Below are 22,586 nucleotides of genomic sequence, written 5' to 3'. Positions count from 1 at the left end.
TGTCGGGGGTCACGGCCGGCGCGGGGCCTGCCGGGCCGATCCGGGACGGGCGGGTGGACGAGGGTCGGTGCGGCGGTCCGTCAGAGGGTGGCGAAGGCGGCCCGGCGGCGGGCATCGACCTCGGCGACCAGCTCCGGCGCGCGCTCCAGGGCCTCCGGGTGGCCGCAGGCGGCGACCCAGTTGGCCAGCATCAGGTGGCCGCCCTCGGTGAGCACCGACTCGGGGTGGAACTGCACCCCCTCGATCGGCAGCGTCCGGTGCCGCATCGCCATCACCACGCCGGAGGCCGTCCAGCCGGTGACCTCCAGCTCGTCGGGCAGCGTCTCGGGCAGCACCGCCAGCGAGTGGTAGCGGGTGGCGGTGAACGGGTCGGGCAGGCCGGCCAGCACCCCGACCGAGTGGTGCCGCACCTCGGAGGTCTTGCCGTGCAGCAGCTCCGGTGCCCGGGTGACGGTGCCGCCGAACGCCTCCCCGATCGCCTGGTGACCCAGGCAGACGCCGAAGATCGGCAGCTCGCCGGCGTACCGGTGGATGACGTCGAGGCAGATGCCGGCGCGGTCCGGGCTGCCCGGCCCCGGCGAGAGCAGGATGCCCGCCGCGCCGACCCGGCCGACCTCGGCGACGTCGATCTCGTCGTTGCGCCGGACCTCGCACTCCACCCCGAGCTGGCCGAGGTACTGCACGAGGTTGAAGACGAAGGAGTCGTAGTTGTCGATCACGAGGATGCGCATGGGCTCACCGGCTTGGGGAGGGGGCGGGCGGGGTGTTGTTCCGGTCGGTGTCGTACGGCAGGTCGTGCCCGTCGCCGGCCGGCGCGTCCGGGTCGACCGCGGAGTCACCACCCGGGTTGCCGGAGTCCTGGGTGACCTGCACGTCGTCGAAGGGCAGCAGCGGCTCGGCCCAGGGGAACACCACGTACCAGAGCAGCGCCACCGTCGCGGTGGCGAGCAGCACCGAGCCGGCCAGCTTGCCGGGCAACCCGAAGGGCAGCTTGCGCCAGATCCAGGAGTACATCGTCAGCCCTCCAGCTCCGGCGGCGGGCCCTGCGACTTGGGCTGCGTACGGTCGAGCTCGGCGTGGACGATCAGCCGCTGGTAGTTGTCGAACTTCGGGTTGCAGGTGGTGAGGGTGAGCAGCCTGCGGGTGGGTTTCGCGTTCGGCTCGCCGGGCACCGGGGCGACCACCTCGACCTGGTCGGGGCGGACGATCCGGGACTGGTACACCTTGTAGACGTACCAGTCCTGCTTGCCCTCCAGGAGGATCGCGTCGCCGGGCTTCAGCTCGTCCAGCCGCCAGAAGGTGGCCCGGTTGCGGTGCCCGGCGACGGAGAAGTTGCCGACCTCGCCGGGGAGCGCGCTCTTCGGGTAGTGGCCCGGGGCGTACCGGATGTCCTCCTGGGTGACGCCCTCGACGACGACCCAGTTCTTGTCGAGGCTGGGGATGTGGAGCCCGGCGATCGGCTGGCCCTCGGGCGGGGCGACCGCCTTGGTCGGCCCGGGGCTGACCGTGGGGTCGCCGGTCGGGCCCCATGCCTGGGCGAGCTGCTGGTTGAGCTTGCTCTGGTGGGCGTCGACCAGGGCGGACTTCCCCCAGATCTCGTACCCGGCGAAGAGGAGCACCACCAGGCCGAAGGTGATCAGCACTTCGCCGCTGACCCGGACGCCGGTGCGCAGCCGGGAGGCGAAGGTGGGCCGGGTCAGCTCCGAGTAGACGCTCTTGTAGCCCTCCCCGGTCTGTTCCGGGCGTAGCTGCACCACCCGTTCACCCCGGCGGGGCGGGGGCGGAGGTGGGACGGGGTCGCCGGACCCGTCGGGTTCGGGGGCGGGGGGCACCGCGCCCATCAGGGCGGTGGAGTCCATCGCCGGTGCGGTAGGCCGGGCCGGCAGCACCGGGAGCAGCGCCGTCGCCGCCGGGTCGACCGTACGGCCCGGCTGCTGACCGGGGGGCGCGGGCGGGGCGGGGCGACCGGGCCCGCCCGGCGGCTGCTGCCGGTCGTCGGACGTCGGCCGGGAGGGTCGGCCCGGCCAGGCGGGCGGCGGCTGGCGGGTGGGCAGCACCGGGGCGGGCCAGGGGCCGGCAGGCTGCGGGTGGGCGCGCGTCGGGCGGGCGGTGGCCGGCGGCGTGGACCGGTCGACCGGGGGGAGGAAGGCGGTCGGCCCGTCGTGCTGGTCGCCGGGGCGCGGGCCCCCGCCCTGCGGGGTCATCGCGGCACCGTCGCCGATCGCAGCGCCGTCGAGTCCTCGAACGCGGGCACGGTGACGGAGCCGACGTTCTCGGAGTAACCGAGCTGGTAGTGGTCGACCGCCTGCTTGAACAACCCGACTCCCTGAGAGCCGGCGAGGGCCTGCTGGAGGGCAGCGGGATCGCCGATTGCTACGATCTTGAATGGTGGCGAGTACACCCGGCCGTGCAGCAGCAGGGTGTTACCGACGCAGCGTACCGCGCTGGTGGAGAGCACGCGGACGTTCATGATGGACATGGCCTCCGCACCTCCGGCCCACAGCGCGTTGACCACCGCCTGCACGTCACCCTGGTGGACGACCAGGTCGTCGTTGGTGGCCCCCTTGGGCAGGGTGCCGTCGCTGCGCCGGGGGGCGTCGTTCAGCTCGACGGTCACCCCGGGCCCGGCGAGCGCGGTGAAGCCGGCCGCCTGCTGGAGCGCCCGGGCGCGGTCGCGCTGCTCCTTGATCGGTTCGTCGGTGTCGGCCAGGGCGGCGGTCTCGCCCTCCACGTCGGCGCGCAGCCGGGCGGCCCGCAGTTCGCTTTCGGCCACCTGTTCCCGGCGGTCCTCGATGAGCTGGGTGAGCTGGGGCCGGCGGTCCTCGCGCAGGGCGGTGCCGCCGGCGGTGGTCGCCGTGGTGGTGAAGAGCAGCCCGGCCGCGGCGGCGATCAGCGGCACGCCGACCGACCAGCCCGGCCGACGCTGCCGGGGGCGGCGGGGCAGGAAGGCGGCGACCGCCCGGCGCATGGCCTTCTGCCAGGACGCCGCACCGGATGTGTACTCCACCGAGCGTTCCTCTCCCGTCGTGTGGTGACGCCCGTCACGACCCCGGGGCGGTCACCGGCGTCGCGTCGAGCGCCCGAAACCGGTCACCGCGTGCACCGGATCGACCCCATTCATGGCCTGGAGCGGCCTTCCGGACTACGCTAGCTGTCGAACATTATTGGCCATGGACCGTCGCCCCCGCGCCCGGTTGTCAGGCCGGACGAGGTCGTCACCCCTCTGGAGAGCGTCGTGCCCAAGTCTCAGGTCCGTAAGAAGAAGGTGTACACCCCGCCGACGGACGTTCGTCCGACGACGACGGCGGCGACGCGCAAGCCTAGCCCGGTGTGGCTGCCGGCGATCGCGGTCGCGCTGATCGTCGGCGGCATCGGCTGGCTGGTGGTCTACTACCTCTCCGAGCAGGAGTACCCGGTCGCCTCGTGGGGCTACTGGAACCTCGCGGTCGGCTTCGGCGCGATGGTGGGCTCGCTGGTCCTGCTCTCCCGCTGGCGTTGAGCGCGGCGCTCCGGCGCTTCCCGCGACACGGCCCAGGTCACCCCGGACGGCCCCAACCCGGCGCTTCGGCGTCGGGAGCCCTATGGTGTCCGCAGGGCGGCGTGGCCTGGTGCGAGAAGACTCACGTTACCGTCGGGTAACTTTCGCGTAGGCTGCACTGCATGACCGAGCGGAGCGAGGTCATCGACCGGTCCGGTCGGGGGCGCGGCGGCGGCACGCCGGCCACCCCCTGAGCCGGCCCCCGGTCGCCGAGCCGCTCGACAGGCAGCAGACCGGGAGGCCAACTCGATGGGCAGCGTCCAGATCGTCACCACGGTCCTCGCCGCCGCCATCACCGCCGTGGCGGTGTGGCTCGCGGTACGCGCGGTGCTGAAGATGGTGGCCGTCATCCGGCTGGGGCAACCCGCGCCGGAGCGGTTCGCCGACAAGGGCACCCGGGCGAAGACGATGCTTGTCGAGACGGCCGGCCACACCCGGATGCTCCGCTGGGGCGTGGTGGGGGCCGCGCACTGGTTCGTGATGGTCGGCTTCATCGTGCTGTCGCTGCTCGTGCTGGAGGCGTACTTCGAGGTCGTCTCACCGACCGGCGGCCTGCCGCTGATCGGTGGCCTCGCCGTCTACGGCCTGGTCACCGAGGTGATCGCGGTGCTCGGCACGGTCGGCATCCTGGTACTGATCGCGATCCGGGTCCGCAACCGGCCGACCCGGCCGGGCGGGCGCTCCCGGTTCACCGGCTCCACCATGTGGCAGGGCTACTTCGTCGAGGCGGTCGTCCTCGCCGTGCTGGTCATGGGGTTCGTGATCCGTGGCTTCAAGGTCGCCACCGACCACTTCGAGTACCCGCTCTGGGCCACCCCGGTCAGCCACGCCCTCGGCGCGCTGCTGCCCGCCTGGCCGGCCGGCGTCAGCGTTGCCGCCCTCATCAAGATCGCCATCTCGATGACCTGGCTGATCGTCATCGCGCTGAACGTGACGATGGGCGTCGCCTGGCACCGTTTCCTGGCGTTCTTCAACATCTTCTTCAAGCGCGAGCCGGCCCGGCCGGCCGGCTCCGGGCTCGGCCCGCTGCGCCCGATGACGAGCAACGGCAAGCCGCTCGACTTCGAGGAGGCCGACCCGGAGAAAGACCAGTTCGGCGTCGCCCAGGTCGAGCAGTTCACCTGGAAGGGCCTGCTCGACTTCAGCACCTGCACCGAGTGCGGGCGCTGCCAGTCGCAGTGCCCGGCCTGGAACACCGGCAAGCCGCTGTCGCCCAAGCTGCTCGTGCTCAGCCTCCGCGACCACGCGTACGCCAAGGCGCCCTACCTGCTGGCCGGTGGCGGCAAGGACCTCACCGGCGAGGAGAAGGCCACCGCGGCGCAGCTCGCCCACCTCGACGTGCTGACCCTCGCCGAGGCCGACAAGCCGCTGATCGGCGACGCCGAGGCCGGTGGCGTCATCGACCCGGACGTGCTGTGGTCCTGCACCACCTGCGGGGCCTGCGTCGAGCAGTGCCCGGTCGACATCGAGCACGTCGACCACATCGTCGACATGCGGCGCTACCAGGTGTTGATCGAGTCGAGCTTCCCGTCCGAGGCCGGCGTGATGCTGCGCAACCTGGAGAACAAGGGCAACCCGTGGGGCGCCCCGCAGAACACCCGCGAGGACTGGACCAAGGGGCTGGGCTTCGAGGTGCCCCGGGTCGGCGAGGTCGACGACTTCGAGTACCTCTTCTGGGTGGGCTGTGCCGGCGCGTTCGAGGACCGGGCCAAGAAGACCACCCGCGCGGTGGCCACCCTGCTCAACGAGGCGGGGGTCTCGTTCGCCATCCTGGGCGAGGGCGAAACCTGCTCCGGTGACCCGGCCCGCCGGATCGGTAACGAGTTCGTCTTCCAGATGCTCGCCCAGCAGAACGTCGAGACCCTCAACGAAGCGTTCGAGGGTCGCGAGCCGGCCAAGCGCAAGATCGTCGCCACCTGTCCGCACTGCTTCAACACCCTCGGCAACGAGTACGGCCAGCTCGGCGGCGAGTTCGAGGTGGTACACCACACCCAGCTCCTGGCCCACCTGGTCAGCACCGGCAGGCTCACCCCGGTGCAGCCGGTCGACGGCGGCGTCACCTACCACGACCCCTGCTACCTGGGCCGGCACAACCGGGTCTTCGCCGCCCCGCGCGAGGTGCTCGGCAGCGCCATCGGCGGCGGTGGCGGCACCGTCGGCACCCTGACCGAGATGCCGCGCAACAGCGAGCGCTCCTTCTGCTGCGGTGCCGGCGGTGCCCGGATGTGGATGGAGGAGAAGATCGGCAAGCGGATCAACGTGGACCGGGTCGAGGAGGCCATGTCCACGGGGGCGCGGACGGTCGCCGTCGGCTGCCCGTTCTGCTCGACGATGCTCAACGACGGCGTCAACGGCAAGGGTGCCGGTGAGCAGGTCGAGGTGGTCGACGTGGCCAGCGTGCTGCTGCGCTCGGTCAAACCGGACACCGCACCGGGCGAGAAGGAGACCGCGCCGACCACCGGCTGAGGCCGTACCGCCGCTGTGGCCGGACGCACGACGGCGGCGGCACCCACCGGTGCCACCGCCGTGGCGACGGTCAGGACGTCGTGGTGGTGATGATGGCGGCGGTGGTGGCGGCCGTGGTCGCCGTCATGATCGCCATCTGGGTCTCCTCGATCGCCTTCTTCGTCGCTGCGGACGCCCAGTCCCCGTCGGCGATCTCCGCGGTACGGGCCTTCAGCCGCTCCTTCGGCAACTCCCGGAAGAGCTTGCGGTCCAGCCCCACCGCGCGGGTCAGACCGAGCAACGCGGCCGTCCGGGCCTCCACCGGGCCGTCGGCGAGCAGCGCGTCGACCATCCGCTGCCGGGCCGCCGTCTCCGCCGCCGGCTGTGCGCCGGTCGGCGACGGGTAGCGGGTACGCGGGAAGACCAGCAGCACCCGGTCGGAATCCCGGCGCAGCACCCCCGCGTCGACCAGGCCCGACAGCACCCGGTCGGGCAGCCCCTTGGCCAGCCGGCTGATCCAGTCCTTGGGCCGGCGGCGCTTGCCGTCGGCGGCCACCCGGGCGAGGGCGTCGTCGAGCACCGGGTGGCCGACCGGCGTCGGATCGGTCACCACCAGCCGGTCGTCGGTCACCTCGACCCGACCGGCGAGCGCCAGTTCGAGCAGCACCGCGCCGGACAGCCCGTAGTCGAGGTGCGGCCGGCCGAGCCGGTTCACGCCGTTGTCGTCGTAGGCGAGCAGGACCAGTTCGTCAGCGAGGGTGAGCGGCGCCATGCCGTCCACGCTAACCCCGCAGCGCGAACCCTGCCCGGGAGCGGCCCGGCGGCGACACCGGTGACCGTGTGCCACGCCTCGGTGACCGCCGGGGGCGGATCTGAAACAATCACACCCATCGACTCACTGCTGCTCGGCACGCTGCTGCCCCTGGCCGGCTTCGTGCTGCTGACCGCCGGCAACGCGTTCTTCGTCGCGGCCGAGTTCGCCCTGGTCACCGTCGACCGGGCGGAGATCGACAGGCGGGCCGAGGCCGGCGACGCCACCGCCGGGACGGTACGCCGGGCGCTGCGCGAACTGTCCTTCCAGCTCTCCGGGGCGCAGCTCGGCATCACCCTCACCGCGCTGCTCACCGGCTACCTGGCCGAGCCTGCGCTGTCCCGGTTGTTCGCCCCGCTGCTGGCCCCGCTGGGCGGTGCCGACCGGTTCGGCCCGCTGCTCGCTCTGGCGCTGGCCACTTTGATCTCGATGCTCTTCGGTGAGCTGGTGCCGAAGAACCTGGCGCTGGCCCGGCCGATGCCGGCGGCGCTGGCCACCGCCGGGCCGATGCGGGCCTTCTCCCGGGCCTTCGGCTGGCTGATCAGAGGGCTGAACAACTCGGCCAACCGGCTGGTCCGCCAGCTCGGGGTGGAACCGCAGGAGGAACTGGCCAGCGCCCGCTCCCCGGAGGAACTCGGGCTGCTGGCGGCCATCTCGGCCCGCGCGGGCGCGCTGCCGCCGGACACCGCGATGCTGCTGCGCCGGACCATCCGCTTCGGCGACAAGCGGGCCGCCGAGGCGATGACCCCCCGGGTGGACGTGATCGCGTTGCGGGCCACCGCCACCGTCGCCGAGCTGCTGGACCTGTCCCGGCGGACCGGCCGCACCCGGTTCCCCGTCTTCGAGGAGACCCTCGACCTGGTCACCGGGGTCGCGGCCGTGCCGGACGCGCTCGGGGTGCCGCTGGCCGCGCGGGCCCGCACCACCGTCGCCTCGGTCGCCCGCGAGCCGGTGTACGTCCCGGAGAGCCTGGACCTCGACGGCGTGCTGGCGGCGCTGAAGGCCGCCGGGTCCGACCTGGCCATCGTCGTCGACGAGTACGGCGGCACCGACGGGGTGGTGACCGTGGAGGACCTGGTCGAGGAGTTGGTCGGGGAGATCGCCGACGAGTTCGACCCGGCCACCGTGGACGACGCCCACGACACCGGGTTGACCGTGCCGGGCGGGGAACGGACGGTCCTGGTCGACGGGGTGCTGCGCGGGGACGAGTTGTTCGAGCAGACCGGCTTCCGGCTCCCCGAGGGCCCGTACGAGACGTTGGCAGGCTTCCTGATGGCCCGGTTGGGGCACATCCCGCTGCCGGGCGAGACGACCCGGGCGGACGGCTACGCGTTCACCGTCGTCGAGGTGGAGCGGCACCGGATCGAACAGGTGCGGGTGGTCCGTCCCGAGGAGCCGGACGCCGATGACTGAGCTGCTGGTCGCGGTGGTGCTGCTGCTCGGCAACGCGTTCTTCGTGGGCAGCGAGTTCGCGCTGATCGCGTCGCGTCGTACGGTGGTGGAGCCGTTGGCCGCCACCTCGCAGCGGGCCCGGTGGGCGTTGTCGGCGATGAACCAGATCCCGCTGATGATCGCCGGGGCGCAGCTCGGTATCACCGTCTGCTCGCTCGGGTTGGGGGCGATCGCCGAGCCGGCCCTGGCCCACCTGCTGGAGCCGGTGTTCCACGCGGTGCTGCTGCCGGCGGGCGCGGTGCACCCGGTCTCCTTCCTGATCGCCCTGGCCGTGGTGGTGTTCCTGCACACCGTGGTGGGCGAGATGGTGCCCAAGAACATCACCCTGGCCGGGCCGGAGCCGTCGGCGCTCTGGCTGGGGCCGGCGATGCTGGCGTTCTGCCTGGCCACCAAGCCGTTGCTGCTGGCGATGAAGTGGGCGGCGCGGCAGGTGCTGCGGCTGTGGGCAGTGGAGGCGACCGACGCGGTCAAGACGGTCTTCACCGCCGAGGAGCTGTCCGGGCTGGTCGCCCAGGCCCGTACCGAGGGCCTGCTCGACGCCGAGGAGCACGCCCGGATCACCGGGGCGCTGGCGTTGCACGACCGGACGGCGGCCGACGCGTTGCAGCCCTGGTCCACGGTGACCACGGTGGCCGAGGACGTCTCACCGGCCTCGCTGGAGGTGCTGGCCACCAGCACCGGCCGGTCCCGGTTCCCGGTGGTGCAGCGTTCCACCCGCCGGGTGCTGGGGTTCGTGCACGTCAAGGACGTCCTCGGATACGCCGGGGTGGCCCGTCGTGCGCCGGTGCCGGCCGAGGTCTACCGCCCGCTGGCGGTGGTCCCGCCGGACCGTACGCTGGCCGATCTGCTGCTGGCGATGCGACGCGAGCGGCGGCACATGGTGCTCGTCAGCGACGGTCGCCGCCCGCTGGGCGTGGTCACGCTCGACGACGTATTGACTGCCATCGTTGGAAATTGAATGGACACCCTTTGTGTGCAAGCGATTGCACTGATGTGATGGAGTGACCACCCGCCTTGATTCCCCACCGCGACTGCCCCTAATGTTGCACCGGCCGCTGTGGGACGTCTGCCTCCTTCTTCCCCTTAGCGAGGCGCCCGGCGGTCGGTTGCAAAGGAGTCGACGCCGGTGGCAACCATGCCCCCTCACCGTCACGTCCAGGGCCAGCCGCCCGCCCGGCCGGCAGCCCTCCGGCGGGTCGCCCGCCGCCTGCTCACCCTGGTCGCGGCGGTCGCCGTCGGTGCCGGGATGCTCGCTGCGCCGGCCCACGCCGCGCCGTCGCCCGAGGAGATCGAGGCGGCCCTCGACAAGCAGTGGGAGCAGCTCGAACCGACCATCGAGGACTACAACAAGGTCCGCGCCCAGCTCAAGGTCAACCGCAAGAAGTCGGCCGACCTCCAGAAGAAGATCGAGCCGCTGGCCCTGCAGAGCGAACTCGCCCTGGGCCGGGTCGGTGACCTCGCCTCCCGCTACTACAAGTCCGGCCCCTCGCAGGAGCTGAGCGCGCTGCTCACCACCACCAAGCCGGGCACCCTCGCCGCGCAGCTGACCATCCTGGACCGGCTCGCCGCCGAGCAGCGCCGGGAGGTCGAGGCCGTGCTCGTGGTGCGCCGCAAGTACGACGCCGAGAAGCAGAAGCTCGACGCCCTGATCGCCGCCGAGGTGAAGCAGGAGAAGGATCTCGCGGCCAAGAAGACGCAGATCAACGCCGAGATCAAGCGGTTGCAGGCGGCGATGCCGAAGACCACGGTGAAGGTGAACGGCTGCCCCACGATCAACGGTGTGGTCAGCTCCGCCGCCCGGACGGCGATCGCGACCGCCTGCGCGCAGGTCGGTGACCCGTACGTCTGGGGCGCCACCGGGCCGAACTCGTTCGACTGCTCCGGGCTCACCCAGTTCGCGTACAAGGCGGCCGGCATCTCGTTGACCCACTTCACCGGTGCGCAGTGGAACGAGGGCAAGGCCATCCCGCGCTCCGAGGCCCGCCCCGGGGACCTGGTGTTCTTTTTCAGCGACCTGCACCACGTCGGGCTCTACCTGGGCAACGACATGATGGTGCACGCGCCCCGGACCGGTAAGCCGGTCCAGGTGACCAGCATCAACTACATGCCGGTGGCCGGCTTCCGCCGCCCCTGACCAGCGCAGACGCCACCCCCCGGCCCATCGGGCCGGGGGGTGCGTGTTTTCCGGTCACGGAGTGTGCCGGCACGGCGGGTTGCGGATCGATAACGACCGTCTCTACTCTGGTCAATCGTCGGTCGGCACCAGGTCCGCCCCGCCCGGGGTGGCGTCGGCCGACACCGCCGAGTCGCCTCCGGGCGAGCCGGGGACCCAGGTACGCCGGGGTGAATCCGCGACCACCGCGGTAGGGCGCTCCCTTCCCGCCCGAACCCGTCAGCTAACCCGGTAGGCGGTCGAGGAAGAAGGAGCCCGGAGCCCGGTGGCACACCATGCCCCGCGGCCACCGTCGCACCGGTCGACCCAGGTCGCCCGGGACACGACGGTGCCGCGCCCACGCTGGTCCCGTTTCACCACCACCCTCGCCACCCTGGCCGCCGCCGCTGTCGTGTTGACCGGTGGCCCCACGGCGGCGCACGCCGACCCCTCGGTCGCCGAGATCGAACGGCAGATCGACCAGGACTGGAACAAGCTCGAACCGCTCATCGAACAGCACAACGCCACCCGCATCGACCTCGCCGCCAAGCGCCGGCAGGCCGACGCGCTCGGCAAGCGGATCGCCCCTCTGCAACGCCGCGTCGACCAGGCGATGAACCAGGTCAGCGGCCTCGCCGTGCAGGCGTACAAGGGCGAGAACGTCTCCACCGTCAACGCCCTGCTGGGCAGCCGCAGCCCGAGCCAGGTGGTCGAGCAGTTGGGGCTGCTGGACCGGTTCGCCAGCCGCCAGCAGCGCGAGGTGCAGGAGGTCGCCCGGCTACGCGACGAACTCGCCGCGACCAAGGCGCCGTTGGATGAGATGGTCGCCCAGCTCACCCGTACCGAAGCGCAGCTCGCGGCCCGCAAGAAGCAGATCAACACCGAGATCGACAGGTTGCAGAAACTGCGGCTCAAGGTCTACGGCAACGGTGGCGGCGGCAAGCTGCGCCCGGCCCCGTGCCCCGCCGGCTACCCCGGCGGCCCGGCCGGTACGGCGGTCAAGTTCGCCTGCGCCCAGATCGGCAAGCTGTACGTGTGGGGTGCGGCCGGCCCGAACAACTACGACTGTTCCGGGCTGACCATGGCGGCCTGGGCGAAGGCCGGGGTGTCGTTGCCGCACAACGCCCGGCAGCAGCGCCAGGTCACCGACCGGGTGAGCCGGGCCGACCTGCGCCCCGGCGACCTGGTCTTCTACTACTCCGACCTGCACCACGTCGGGATGTACGTCGGGGGCGGCTGGGTCGTGCACGCCTCCCAGGCCGGCAAACCGATCACGATGAAGCGGGTCGACGACGGGCCGGTCAACAGCTACGGCCGACCCGGCTGAGCCACCACGTCCGGGCCCCGGCTCAGGGGCCCGGACACGGCACGCCGCGTCAGCCGATGGGCCAGGTGCGCCAGTTCTGCCAGGAGCGGCTGGGGGTCGGCCCCCGCTGGCCCTGGTAGCGCGACCCGTACACGGCGGAGCCGTACGGGTGCTCGGCCGGCGAGGAGAGCCGGAAGATGCAGAGCTGGCCGATCTTCATGCCCGGCCAGAGGGTGATCGGCAGGTTGGCCACGTTCGACAGCTCCAGCGTGACGTGGCCGGAGAAGCCCGGGTCGATGAAACCGGCGGTCGAGTGGGTGAGCAGGCCCAGCCGGCCGAGGCTCGACTTGCCCTCCAACCGGCCGGCGAGCTGGTCGCCGAGCGAGATGACCTCGAGCGTGGAGGCGAGCACGAACTCGCCCGGGTGCAGCACGAACGGTTCGCCCGCCGGCACCTCCACCATCGACGTCAGGTCGTCCTGCTGCACCGACGGGTCGATGTGGGTGTAGAGGTGGTTGTTGAACACCCGGAACAGCTTGTCGAGGCGCACGTCGATGCTGGAGGGCTGCACCAGACTCGGTTCGAACGGCTCCAGCGCCAGCGCGCCCGCCTTGATCTCGGAGACGAGGTCCCGGTCGGAGAGCAGCATCGGGACACCATATCCAGCGCCCCGGCCGGACCCGCCCACCGGGCCGCCCCACCGGCCGGCGTCGTCGCCGGCCCCGAGGCGTACGTCGGGCCGTTCGACCTGCGTGTCGGACTGATTTTCGAACGCCTGTTCGATAGGATGACCGCATGGCATCCTGGTCCGCATTCGCCGCCGACGAGCCCCGCCTCGCCGACGGGATCCGCCTTCTCCTCCAGCAGTACGGGTCGGGTTTCGGCTACCTGGCCACCGTCCGCGCCGACGGCGGTCCCCGGGTGCACCCGGTCTGCCCGCTGGTCACCGACGGCGGGTTGTTCTGCTTCGTCGTCGACTCGCCCAAGCGGCGTGACCTCGAACGCGACGGCCGCTACGCGCTCCACTCGTTTCCGCCGGAGGAGAGCGACGACGAGGCGTACGTCGCCGGTCGCGCCGAGCCGGTGACCGATCCGGCCCGGGTGGCGCTGGTGGCCGAGATCGGTCGGGCCGCGCCCCAGGTCGACTGGCGGCTCTTCGAGTTCAGTGTCGACGTCGCCATGCTCACCCGGCGCGAGCACGGCGGCCCGTTCAGCGGCGACGCCGGGCGTCCCGCCGTGCAGGTCTGGCTCGACCCGGTGCCCGGTCGGCAGGGTGTCGCCGGCCTGCCCGACCAGCGACCGTCGCGGCGTGGCCGGCACGGGTTCGACACCCGCCGCACCGCCGCCTGACCCGGAAACGACGGTGCCGGCCCCGTCCCTGAGGGACGGAGCCGGCACCTGACGCTGTGTCGTGCCAGCCCGGGTCAGGCCGACGCGCGGTACGCGCTCCAGGCGTTCACCATGCGGCTCGCCTGCCCAGCGGTGAACTGGTACATGCACGAGTCGTAGGTGTAGTCCATGAAGTTGGTGATCGGGTCCTTGCCGGTCGCGGTGCAGGTGTCCCGACCGGTCGGGCACTGGTAGGCCGGCTCGCGCTCGGCCGGGGTGTCCGAGACGCCGTCGCCCGAGCCCGAGCAGCCACCCTGGAAGGTGTGGTAGAGGTTCAGCCAGTGGCCGACCTCGTGGGTGCCGGTGTCGCCCAGGTTGTAGTTGGTGGCGGTGCCGTTCGGCAACGACTCGCCGAGCACCACGACGCCGTCCATCACGTCCAGGGTGCGCTTGGGGAAGGTCGCCCAGCCGAGCAGGTCGTCGCTCAGCTCACCCAGGTACATGTTGAGGGTGTTCTTGCCGCCGGTGCGCAGCGAGGTCTTCATCGCCCGCTCGGCCGAGGAACCCTGCACGATCGGGTACCACGACGCGTTGGTGACCCGGTTGATCTTCTGGAGCTGGAAGGTGAAACCCGTGGCGGCCCCACCGGTCGCACCGCTGTACGCCTGGTTGAGCACGCTGATCTGCGAGTTGATCATCGAGTCGGGGATGTTGCCCCCGGCCCGGGTGCTGTCCCGCTGGATGACGTGCACGACGACCGGGACGTTGATCGCGGCCAGCGCCACCGTCGTGCCCTCGGTCGATCCGGTGCGGTAGCTGGACTTCGACCGCAGCTTCGCGTTGCGCAGGGCGGCGGCGAACTCCGCCTCCCGATCCTGGACCTGCTGGGCGGTCAGCTCGTTCGGGTCGTGCCGCTTGTGGGCGGCCTTGCTGCCGCCACGGACGCGGGCGTCGGAGTGGACGTCGGCGTGGGCGTCGGCCGGCTCCGCGCAGGACGTGTTGTCGGGGGCTGCGGAGTACGCGGAAGCCGCAGGTACGACGCCCACCGCAGCGGTGCTCAACAGCAGCGCGAAGGTCGTCGATGCGACACCGGCAGCACGCCGGGTCAGCAGGTTGGGACGCAGTCCCATGGGCCCACCTCTTTCTGGCGGCGCGACAGGGGGTATGTCGCACCGAGGTCGTGAACGTGGGGGTGACGTTACAACTGATCGACACGTTTGAGAACGTCCCCAAGCTGCTTGTGTGAAACATCTGACCGTTTCCTTTGCACCCTGAGTGTCTCGATGATCACGATTGGTGGTCGGCGACGCGCGGGGGTGCCCGGGTGCGCGGGCGTGGTCACCTCAGGTACAGTGGTGCCGCTTGCGGGTGTAGTTCAATGGCAGAACATCAGCTTCCCAAGCTGACAGTGCGGGTTCGATTCCCGTCACCCGCTCCACCACGAAGGCCCTGACCAGGATGCGAATCCGAGTCAGGGCCTTCGATGTTCAGTGGCTAATCAGGGCGCACCGTGCCGATGGCAGGCGCTTACGGGCCGGTCAGCGGTGGTGGCGACGGCCCTTGGTCGGTGGGGCCGGCAGCCACTTTCGCCTGCTGGCTTTGCGGTTCGCCGCTCACACCACCGGGGTCTCTGGCTGCCAACACGGCGATCCCGTGAAGGCCGCGCGTGATGATCCGCCAGGGCAGCAGCACATCTCCCCAGCTCCTGATGTCGAATGCCTCGATGACCTTCGGGGTTTGCCGAACGAGCACCTCTCCGTTGGGCAGGCGGGCGATCGCGTAGCAGAAGGTGAGCCAGGCGACGAACGAAAGGAAGATGATCCCGGCGAGTAGGAGCAAAAGCACGCCAAAGGCGTGGATCGTCTCCGAGTTCAAGGCGTTGATCCTTTACGTAGCTGTACTGACGAGCGGGCATGCGGGACGCAGGGGCAGGTGCCCGGGGTACCGCGTGCGACCCTGAAGTCGCGGCTACGTCTCCCTTCGCTCCTCTGGCCCATTTTTCGTCAGCGCTACGTGGCGCCGATATGGAGCGCCCTCGCTTCAGGCCCGGTGGTCGGGCACTGACGAGGGAACCCCATATCGAGTCACGTTTCGCTCACTGAATGATGACATGCCCGACCGACCTCCACCAGGGCTCGTGATCCGGCGGAGCGGTATCGCACCCCCACACACCGCACCGGAACTGGACACCCGCGTGAAGTGGCTCCGGCCGGCGAGTTGTCAGGGCTGACGCCACCCAGGCGGTGACCCCGGCGGCCTGAAGCCGTCGGGGCCAGTATTGCGGGGGGAGCGGATACACACGTGCGGGTCCTTTAGACCTGATGACGTGAACGATTCACACCGACGGCCGAAGCGGTGTCGACGTCAGCACAGCACGCCGTTCGTCGCCTGCCATCCGCCGGGCCACCTGTCACGCCCCACTCACCGCGCCCGATCCGTTGACGACATCAGCTCGAAAGGACGCGCCAGGACCACCCGACCCGCGCTCCCGGGCCGACCTGGATGACGGCCACGGCGGAAAACCTCGACACTTCCCCGCCGAGGATCATGTGGGGTGCCATCGACCATGCTCCGAGGAGGTCGCCGTGCCGGCGAAGCTGACCCGGGACGAGGCCGTCGCCCTCGTCGGGCGGATCAGGCGGCTCGACTATGCCGACGACGGCGAGCTGAACGACTGGCTGGACAGACTCGGACGCGACCTCGCCTGCCCGGACGTCTCCGATCTGATCTTCACGACCACCCCGGAGTTGACGGCCGCCGAGGTCGTCGACCGCGCGCTGGCCTACCGGCCGATCGCGCTGCAGGCCACCCCGTGGCCGCAGACCGGGGAGCAGGTCCGGCCTGACTGACCCGCGTGCGCGCGGGCACCCGGCGCGGAAAGGGAGCGGGCAGCGCGGGAACGGCGGGGCCGGGGGCGGGACGTACGCTGGCGATCATGCGGATTGGCATCGTGATCCTTCCCGACCAGCGCTGGCCGGAGGCGCGTCGGCGCTGGCAGCAGGTGGACGAGTGGGGTTTCGACCACGCCTGGACGTACGACCACCTGGGTTGGCGGGACCTGGTCGACGGTCCCTGGTTCGACTCGATGTCGACGCTGACCGCCGCCGCCATGGTCACCGAACGGGTCCGGCTGGGCACCCTGGTCGCCTCGCCCAACTTCCGGCATCCGGCGGCGTTCGCCCGGCAGGTCACCACCCTCGACGACATTTCCGGTGGGCGGCTGCTGCTGGGCCTCGGCGCGGGTGGCATCGGCTTCGACTCGGCGGTGCTGGGTGGGGAGACGCTGCCGCCCCGGCCACGGGTGGACCGGTTCGGCGAGTTCACCGAACTGCTGGACCTGATCCTGCGGGAGGACGGCACCACCTGGCAGGGCGACTGGTTCAGCGCGGTGGACGCCCGCAACAACCCGGGCTGCGTGCAGCAGCCCCGGGTGCCGTTCGTGATGGCCGCCAACGGGCCCCGGTCGATGCGGTTGGCCGTCCGGTTCGGTCAGGGCTGGGTCACCACCGGTACCGGTGAGGAGGATCTGACGGCCTGGTGGGACGGTGTGGCGACGCTCTGCGCCCGGATGGACCGTACCCTCGACGAGGTCGGCCGGGACCCGGCCGGCCTGCCCCGCTACCTCTCCCTGGACTCGGCACCGGTCTTCTCGCTGCGCAGCGCCGACTTCTTCGCCGAGCAGGTGGCGCGGGCGGCGGCGCTCGGCTTCACCGATGTGATCACCCACTGGCCCCGGGCCAGCAGCTGGTACGCGGGCGACGAGGCGGTCCTGGCCGACGTCGCCACCCGGCTGCTGCCGGAGCTGCGGACGGCCTGACGGGTGTCACCCCGGGGGACGGTTCAGGTGCCGAGGTCGCCGGTGGCTGTTCCGCCGTCGCCGGCCGAGACCAGCCGGAACCGGATACAGACGATCTCGGTGTCGTCGGTGACCGGGGTGCCGACCCGCGCCCAGTAGCCGGCGTGCCCGGCCCGCCAGTCCTCGATGGACCGGTCCCCCTCCCCCTCCGAGCGGGCGAAGTCCCAGGAGACCCCGGCGAAGGGGACGACCTCGATCCCGGTCACCTCGACCACCCCGACGAGGGCGTCCCGGTCGTCGACCAGGGCCAGCCGTTCGCCGACGTGCTCCAATTCCTCGTTCTCGTCGGCGTACTCGGTGAGCAGGCCGGCGGTGGCCGTCTTCACCCCGGCCAGCACCAGCGTGTTGAGCGTGGTGCGCAGCTCGCCGGGGGTGCCGAGGGCGAGCGCGCGGAGTCCGCCGATCCGTGGCCACATGCGGCCGAGGTTACCGCCGTGCCGATCGTCCGTCGCCCGGTTTCGACGCCCCCACGGCCGGCTCCGTCGTCGCTACGGTGGGTCCGACGACGGGAGGAACCATGGGCCGACGCGCGGTGCTCGTCCCCGGCCGGGGCTACGACACCCACTATCCGCTGTTCGCCTACCCGGGTGAGGGCCTGCGCCGGGCGGGCTTCGACGTCCACGAGATCGGCTGGCAGCCGCCGGAGGGGATCGGGACGGACGGCGCGCCCCCGTCGGTGGCGATGGACTGGGTCGCCGGGCAGGTCGCCCCGACCCTGGAGACACCGACGGATCTGCTGGTCGCCAAGTCGCTCGGCACCCTGGCCGCGCCGCTCGCCGCCGACCGTGGGCTGGCCGCGATCTGGTTGACGCCGCTGCTGCACCGGCCCGAGGTGGTGGCGGCGCTGGACCGGGCGTCCGCGCCGTTCCTGCTGGTCGGCGGTACGGCCGACGGTGCGTGGAACGGGGCGGTGGCGCGGCGGCTCACCCCGCACGTGCTGGAGGTGCCGGGCGCCGACCACGGTCTGCTGGTGCCCGGCCCGCTGGCCCGCTCGGCCGAGGTGCTCGGGCAGGTCTGCACGGCGGTCGACGAGTTCGTGCGGTCCACCTGGCCGGGCTGACCCCGCCGCTGCTCAGGGCAGGTCGGCGGGGGTGAGCAGCCCGCGTACGCCCAGTTCGGCGGCGACCGGTCCGGGCAGGTCGACGACCACGGCGGCGACGCCGACCCAGTGCGCGCCCCGGGCGGCGCAGAGGTCCCGTACGGCCCGCACCTGGGCGCCGGTGGCGACCCAGTCGTCGACCATGAGCACCCGGTCGTCCGCGCCGAGCCGGTCGTCGCGTACCGCGAGGTCGACCTGCCGGCCCCGGAAGTCGGGTGGGCTCTGCGCCCAGGTCAGCGGGCCGGCGGGGAGGCGTCCGTCGCCGGGCTTGTGGGCCGGGACGAAACCGACGCCCAGGGCGGTCGCGGCGAGCGGCCCGAGCATCAGCCCGGTCACCGCGGGGGCGACGACCACGGTGGGCCGGTCGGTGCGGAACAGCTCGACCAGGGCCGGACCGAGTGCGACCAGTACCTGTGGGTCCCGCCACCAACGCGACACGTCGCTGACCAGGTGGCTGCTGCCCGGCCCCGGATCGATCCAGGCGAACAGTTCGGCGAGGCGGGCACGCAGCGTGGCGGTCATGCGCACATCCTCGGTGGTGAATGCCATCGGTGGCATTCTGGCCCGTGCGGCCCAGCGGTCCTCGGCTGATCGGTCACACGTATCACTGTAATTCAGGGCATACCACCATGATCACGTTGACTTCGGAAGTGCTTCTCTCGTTACGGTCCGACCCGTCATGCAGGCATACGAAAGGACCGAGCCGGTGGTCGGCAGGCACTCCCGTACCCGGATCTTCTCCTCGCCCGCCGGCATCGCCGCCACCGCCGCGCTCGGTGTCGCGCTCGCCGTCGGCGGCACCGTCGGCGCGGTGCAGCTGACCGCCGACGACGCGCCGGCCACCGTGGTCGTGGACCCGGTCGTCCCCAGCACCCCCGCCACCACCGACGCGCCGACACCGAGCCCGTCCCCGAGTGTCACCGCCTCCCCGAGCGCCAGCCCGTCGCCCACGGTCACCGCCAGCCCGAAGGCCACCCGGACCCAGGCCGCCTCCCGGAGCAAGCCGCGCACGGCCGCGCCCAAGCCGTCCGCCACCACGAAGAAGGCGACGCCGAAGAGCACCGTGGTCGACAGCGGATCCTGCGGCGCGTCCTTCTACGACGAGGGTCAGTTGACCGCCAACGGGGAGAACTTCGACCCGGGCGCGATGACCGCCGCCCACAAGACCCTGCCGTTCAACACCAAGGTCCGGGTGACCAACCCGGCCAACGGCAAGTCCGTCACCGTACGGATCAACGACCGTGGCCCGTTCATCGACGGACGTTGCATCGACCTGTCCCGGGCCGCCTTCGCCGCGATCGCCTCGGTCGACGTGGGTGCGCTGACCGTCAGGTACGAGGTGCTGGGCTGACGGCGAACGGTGGCAGCAGCGGGCCGGCCGGGTAGAACACCCTCAATCGTGGGGCTAGGTTCATTCTCCGGTCCGGTTCCATCAGGCATGCTGTCCCACGTACGTAAACATGCCTTCCAGTTGGGCCGAGGCCCACTGAGTCCCGGGTCCCGCGCCGGCGTCGGCGCGGCCGTCGGCCTGCTCGCGCTCGTCTCGGCGATCGAGTCGGCCGACGGCCGCGCGGTGCACTACGTGGCGCTGATGACGGTGGCGCCGATCCTGGCCGCCGGCTTCGCCTCGTGGCGTGCGGTGGCCGGGGTGGGTTTCCTCGCGCTGCTGGTCGGGGCGGGTTTCGCGGTGGCCGATCCGGCGATGGAACTGCCCACGGCGGTGTCCCTGGTCGGGATCGCCGTCGCCACGGTGGTGGCGGCGAGCGTGGCGGCGGTCCGGCAGGGGCAGGTGGAGCGGATCGGCGAGTTGTCCAGGTTGGCCTCGGTGGCCCAGCAGGCCGTGCTGCGTCCGCTCGGCCCGCAGGTGGGCACCCTGGCGGTGGCGGCGCGGTACATCTCCCCCACGGCCACCGCCGAGATCGGCGGCGACCTGTACGAGGCGATCGACACCCCGTACGGCGTCCGGATGATCATCGGGGACGTGCGGGGCAAGGGGTTGGACGCGGTCCGGCTCGCCAGCATCGTGCTCGGTTCCTACCGGCACGTCGCGTACGAGCGGCCCGACCTGCGGGCGGTGGTGGCCGACCTGGACCGGGCGGTGGCCCGCAACGTGGGGGACGAGGATTTCGTCACCGCCGCCGTGGTCGAGGAGCGCGGCGGGACGCTGACCATCGTCAACTGCGGCCACCCGGCGCCGCTGCTGTTGCGCCGGGGTGCGGTGATCCCGCTGGAGCCGCCCGCCCCCGCCCCGCCGCTGGGGTTCATGCCGGTGGTCCGGCCCCGGGTCGAGCGGCTGGAGCCGGGGGACCGGCTGCTGCTGTTCACCGACGGCCTCGGCGAGGCGCGGCGCGACGGCGAGTTCTTCCCGACCGCCGACCGGGCCTGGCGGCTGCTCGGTCACGGCACGGTCGGCGACGGCCTGGCCTCCCTGGAGACCGCGCTTGTCGAATGGGTGCACGGCCGGCTCGACGACGACATCGCCCTGGTCCTGATGGAGTACACCGGCCCCCGGAGCGGGGTGACGGTGGCGGTGCCCTCGTGGGAGGTCGGCGCGGCCGAGAGCTGAACCACCGGGTGTGTTACCGCCGTCACTTCCGGCGCCGGGTTGTCGCTGCCTACCCGTGAGTAATACAGTGGGGGTTACTGATCGGTAACACCTGTCCGGAAGCGGGGCCAGCGAACATGACCCACTACAAGAGCAACCTTCGGGACCTTGAGTTCAACCTGTTCGAGGTCTTCGGGGCGGACCAGACGTTCGGCCAGGCGCCGTACACGGACCTGGACGTCGACACCGCCCGCAGCTTCCTCTCCGAGGTCGACCGCCTGGCCCGCGAGGACCTTGCGGCCAGCTACACCGACAGCGACCGCAACCCGCCGGTCTTCGACCCCGCCACGCACACCGCGCCGCTGCCGGAGTCGTTCAAGAAGTCGTACCAGGCGTTCATGGACTCCGAGTTCTGGCGGCTGGACCTCCCCGAGTCCCTGGGCGGCAGTAGCGCCCCGCGCGCGCTCTGGTGGTCGCTCGCCGAACTCGTGCTCGGCGCCAACGCCCCGGTCTGGATGTACGCCTCCGGCCCCTCCTTCGCGCACGTGCTGCACGTCGAGGGCACCGAGGAGCAGCAGAAGTGGGCCAAGCTCTTCATCGACAAGCAGTGGGGCTCCACGATGGTGCTGACCGAGCCGGACGCCGGCTCGGACGTCGGCGCCGGGCGCACCCGCGCCGTCCAGCAGCCCGACGGCTCCTGGCACATCGAGGGCGTGAAGCGGTTCATCACCTCCGGTGAGCACGACCTGAGCGACAACATCGTGCACTACGTGCTGGCCCGTCCGGTCGGTGTGGAGGGCGTCGGCGGGCCGGGCACCAAGGGGCTGTCGCTGTTCGTCGTGCCGAAGTTCCACTTCGACGCCGAGACCGGTGAGCTGGGTGAGCGCAACGGCGTCTTCGCCACCAACGTCGAGCACAAGATGGGCATCAAGGTCTCCAACACCTGCGAGGTGACCTTCGGCGAGCACGGCGTACCGGCCAAGGGCTGGCTGCTGGGCGACAAGCACGACGGCATCCGGCAGATGTTCATGATCATCGAGTACGCCCGGATGATGGTCGGCACCAAGGCGATCGCCACCCTGTCCACCGGCTACCTCAACGCCCTGGAGTACGCGAAGAACCGGGTGCAGGGCGCCGACCTGATCCAGCAGGCCGACAAGACCGCCCCCCGGGTCACCATCACCCACCACCCGGACGTGCGCCGTTCGCTGCTGATGCAGAAGTCGTACGCCGAGGGCCTGCGGGCGCTGGTCTGCTACACCGCCGGCTGGCAGGACAAGGTCGCGATCGCCGAGGCGGCCGGCGACGAGAAGGCGACCAAGCTGGCCAAGCGGGTCAACGACCTGCTCCTGCCGCTGGTCAAGGGCGTCGGCTCGGAGCGGGCGTACGAGCTGCTCGGCCACGAGGCGCTCCAGACCTACGGCGGTTCGGGCTTCCTCCAGGACTACCCCCTGGAGCAGTACGTCCGGGACGCCAAGATCGACACCCTGTACGAGGGCACCACCGCGATCCAGAGCCTCGACCTGATCTTCCGGAAGATCGTCCGGGACAACGGCCGGGCGCTCACCGCAGTCGCCGGTGAGATCCAGGAGTTCATCACCACCGAGGCCGGAAACGGGCAGCTCAAGGAGGAGCGGCTGGCGCTCGGCCGGGCGCTCGGCGAGATCCAGAACATCCTCGGCGTGCTGACCGGCTGGCTGGGCGAGGCCCAGGGCGGTGACGCCCGCAGCCTCTACAAGGTGGGTCTGAGCAGCCGCCGCTTCCTGCTCGCCCTCGGCGACCTGGTGGTCGGCTGGCTGCTCCAGAAGCAGGCGGACGTGGCGCTGAAGGCGCTGGCCGGCGAGGTCTCCGCCACCGACCGGGCGTTCTACACCGGCAAGGTGGCCGCCGCCCGGTTCTTCGCCCGCGAGGTGCTCCCCCGCATCGGGGCGGACCGCCGGATCATCGAGGGTGCCGACCTGGACATCATGGACCTCCCGGAGGAGGCGTTCTGATCCCGGCCTGACCGTTCCGCCGCCCGACCCGCCGGCGCGCGGGTGATACGCAAAGGGGC

At 71.5% G+C, this 22,586-nt stretch carries 23 protein-coding genes, 1 tRNA gene and 1 riboswitch; of the genes, 14 read left to right on the top strand and 10 right to left on the bottom strand.

From position 1 onward, the window contains the following. Positions 1-80: 80 nt before the first annotated feature. The 4 genes from ACN260_RS29055 to ACN260_RS29040 are packed head-to-tail and all read right to left on the bottom strand — an operon-like array spanning position 81 to position 3,007. Positions 81-731, bottom strand: coding sequence for an aminodeoxychorismate/anthranilate synthase component II (locus tag ACN260_RS29055; RefSeq protein ID WP_422753953.1), 651 nt, complete (start codon positions 729-731; stop codon positions 81-83). Between the two features lie 4 nt (positions 732-735). Continuing rightward, a complete protein-coding gene (locus tag ACN260_RS29050; protein WP_422753952.1) occupies positions 736-1,014 on the bottom strand; it encodes a hypothetical protein in 279 nt (92 codons plus the stop codon). Positions 1,015-1,016: 2 nt separating this feature from the next. Beyond that, positions 1,017-2,204: a class E sortase gene (locus ACN260_RS29045; protein WP_422753951.1), complete on the bottom strand. Its 1,188-nt coding sequence runs from the start codon at positions 2,202-2,204 to the stop codon at positions 1,017-1,019. Beyond that, the gene (locus ACN260_RS29040; protein WP_422753950.1) at positions 2,201-3,007 is read right to left on the bottom strand and encodes a DUF881 domain-containing protein; all 807 of its coding nucleotides are present in this window, start codon (positions 3,005-3,007) and stop codon (positions 2,201-2,203) included. The genes ACN260_RS29045 and ACN260_RS29040 overlap by 4 nt, the downstream gene beginning before the upstream one ends. A gap of 228 nt (positions 3,008-3,235) precedes the next feature. On the opposite strand from ACN260_RS29040, the gene ACN260_RS29035 reads away from it, so the two are divergent. Further along, a complete protein-coding gene (locus tag ACN260_RS29035; protein ID WP_363649779.1) occupies positions 3,236-3,499 on the top strand; it encodes a cell division protein CrgA in 264 nt (87 codons plus the stop codon). Positions 3,500-3,787: 288 nt separating this feature from the next. Then, positions 3,788-6,004, top strand: a complete 2,217-nt coding sequence (locus tag ACN260_RS29030) for a (Fe-S)-binding protein (protein WP_422753949.1) — start codon at positions 3,788-3,790, stop codon at positions 6,002-6,004. Positions 6,005-6,074: 70 nt separating this feature from the next. On the opposite strand, the gene ACN260_RS29025 is transcribed toward ACN260_RS29030, so the two are convergent. After that, positions 6,075-6,755 carry a GOLPH3/VPS74 family protein gene (locus tag ACN260_RS29025; RefSeq protein ID WP_422753948.1) on the bottom strand — a complete coding sequence of 227 codons (681 nt, stop codon included), beginning with the start codon at positions 6,753-6,755 and terminating at the stop codon, positions 6,075-6,077. Between the two features lie 144 nt (positions 6,756-6,899). Between ACN260_RS29025 and ACN260_RS29020 the strand changes: the two genes are divergently transcribed. The 4 genes from ACN260_RS29020 (at position 6,900) to ACN260_RS29005 (ending at position 11,725) form a co-directional block, all read left to right on the top strand. After that, on the top strand, positions 6,900-8,207 hold the full coding sequence (locus ACN260_RS29020) for a hemolysin family protein (protein ID WP_422756869.1): 1,308 nt from the start codon (positions 6,900-6,902) through the stop codon (positions 8,205-8,207). Then, a complete protein-coding gene (locus ACN260_RS29015; RefSeq protein ID WP_420116703.1) occupies positions 8,200-9,204 on the top strand; it encodes a hemolysin family protein in 1,005 nt (334 codons plus the stop codon). Before ACN260_RS29020 ends, ACN260_RS29015 begins: the two co-directional genes overlap by 8 nt. Before the next feature lie 177 nt (positions 9,205-9,381). Then, positions 9,382-10,380 (top strand): C40 family peptidase, encoded by a 999-nt coding sequence (locus tag ACN260_RS29010; protein WP_422753947.1) that lies wholly within the window; start codon positions 9,382-9,384, stop codon positions 10,378-10,380. 155 nt (positions 10,381-10,535) lie between these two features. After that, positions 10,536-10,672, top strand: a riboswitch (cyclic di-AMP (ydaO/yuaA leader). Positions 10,673-10,684: 12 nt separating this feature from the next. Next, on the top strand, positions 10,685-11,725 hold the full coding sequence (locus ACN260_RS29005) for an NlpC/P60 family protein (protein WP_422753946.1): 1,041 nt from the start codon (positions 10,685-10,687) through the stop codon (positions 11,723-11,725). 49 nt (positions 11,726-11,774) lie between these two features. On the opposite strand, the gene dcd is transcribed toward ACN260_RS29005, so the two are convergent. After that, positions 11,775-12,353, bottom strand: a complete 579-nt coding sequence (gene dcd, locus ACN260_RS29000) for a dCTP deaminase (protein ID WP_422753945.1) — start codon at positions 12,351-12,353, stop codon at positions 11,775-11,777. A 146-nt stretch (positions 12,354-12,499) separates the two neighbouring features. Here dcd and ACN260_RS28995 point away from each other — a divergent pair, with 146 nt between their 5' ends. Next, positions 12,500-13,054 (top strand): pyridoxamine 5'-phosphate oxidase family protein, encoded by a 555-nt coding sequence (locus tag ACN260_RS28995; RefSeq protein WP_422753944.1) that lies wholly within the window; start codon positions 12,500-12,502, stop codon positions 13,052-13,054. 74 nt (positions 13,055-13,128) lie between these two features. Here ACN260_RS28995 and ACN260_RS28990 read toward each other — a convergent pair whose 3' ends face one another. Next, positions 13,129-14,163: a zinc metalloprotease gene (locus tag ACN260_RS28990; protein WP_422753943.1), complete on the bottom strand. Its 1,035-nt coding sequence runs from the start codon at positions 14,161-14,163 to the stop codon at positions 13,129-13,131. A 234-nt stretch (positions 14,164-14,397) separates the two neighbouring features. Here ACN260_RS28990 and ACN260_RS28985 point away from each other — a divergent pair. Beyond that, positions 14,398-14,471: transfer RNA gene (locus ACN260_RS28985), tRNA-Gly, on the top strand. An 89-nt stretch (positions 14,472-14,560) separates the two neighbouring features. On the opposite strand, the gene ACN260_RS28980 is transcribed toward ACN260_RS28985, so the two are convergent. Then, positions 14,561-14,908 carry a hypothetical protein gene (locus tag ACN260_RS28980; protein WP_422753942.1) on the bottom strand — a complete coding sequence of 116 codons (348 nt, stop codon included), beginning with the start codon at positions 14,906-14,908 and terminating at the stop codon, positions 14,561-14,563. A 710-nt stretch (positions 14,909-15,618) separates the two neighbouring features. Here ACN260_RS28980 and ACN260_RS28975 point away from each other — a divergent pair. Then, positions 15,619-15,882: an e9imm peptide gene (locus tag ACN260_RS28975; RefSeq protein WP_422753941.1), complete on the top strand. Its 264-nt coding sequence runs from the start codon at positions 15,619-15,621 to the stop codon at positions 15,880-15,882. An 86-nt stretch (positions 15,883-15,968) separates the two neighbouring features. Continuing rightward, positions 15,969-16,850, top strand: coding sequence for an LLM class flavin-dependent oxidoreductase (locus ACN260_RS28970; protein ID WP_422753940.1), 882 nt, complete (start codon positions 15,969-15,971; stop codon positions 16,848-16,850). Between the two features lie 23 nt (positions 16,851-16,873). On the opposite strand, the gene ACN260_RS28965 is transcribed toward ACN260_RS28970, so the two are convergent. Further along, complete coding sequence (locus ACN260_RS28965; protein WP_422753939.1) at positions 16,874-17,305, bottom strand: ASCH domain-containing protein; 432 nt, start codon at positions 17,303-17,305, stop codon at positions 16,874-16,876. Between the two features lie 101 nt (positions 17,306-17,406). Between ACN260_RS28965 and ACN260_RS28960 the strand changes: the two genes are divergently transcribed. Next, complete coding sequence (locus ACN260_RS28960; RefSeq protein ID WP_422753938.1) at positions 17,407-17,949, top strand: alpha/beta hydrolase; 543 nt, start codon at positions 17,407-17,409, stop codon at positions 17,947-17,949. A gap of 12 nt (positions 17,950-17,961) precedes the next feature. Here the strand turns inward: ACN260_RS28960 and ACN260_RS28955 are convergent, their stop codons facing one another. After that, entirely contained in the window at positions 17,962-18,510 is a 549-nt protein-coding gene (locus ACN260_RS28955; RefSeq protein ID WP_422756868.1) for a phosphoribosyltransferase family protein, read from the bottom strand. Positions 18,511-18,694: 184 nt separating this feature from the next. On the opposite strand from ACN260_RS28955, the gene ACN260_RS28950 reads away from it, so the two are divergent. The 3 genes from ACN260_RS28950 (at position 18,695) to ACN260_RS28940 (ending at position 22,527) form a co-directional block, all read left to right on the top strand. Beyond that, positions 18,695-19,339, top strand: coding sequence for a septal ring lytic transglycosylase RlpA family protein (locus ACN260_RS28950; protein ID WP_422756867.1), 645 nt, complete (start codon positions 18,695-18,697; stop codon positions 19,337-19,339). Between the two features lie 87 nt (positions 19,340-19,426). Next, positions 19,427-20,554, top strand: coding sequence for a PP2C family protein-serine/threonine phosphatase (locus tag ACN260_RS28945; RefSeq protein ID WP_357924961.1), 1,128 nt, complete (start codon positions 19,427-19,429; stop codon positions 20,552-20,554). Between the two features lie 116 nt (positions 20,555-20,670). Further along, complete coding sequence (locus tag ACN260_RS28940; RefSeq protein WP_422753937.1) at positions 20,671-22,527, top strand: acyl-CoA dehydrogenase; 1,857 nt, start codon at positions 20,671-20,673, stop codon at positions 22,525-22,527. Positions 22,528-22,586: the final 59 nt, after the last annotated feature.

It is taken from the genome of Micromonospora sp. WMMD708 (genome assembly GCF_049315245.1).
GTDB classification, from domain to species: Bacteria; Actinomycetota; Actinomycetes; order Mycobacteriales; family Micromonosporaceae; genus Micromonospora; species Micromonospora wenchangensis.
The sequence above is the reverse complement of the archived record's forward strand: the minus strand, read 5'-3'. Positions and strand labels throughout refer to the sequence as shown.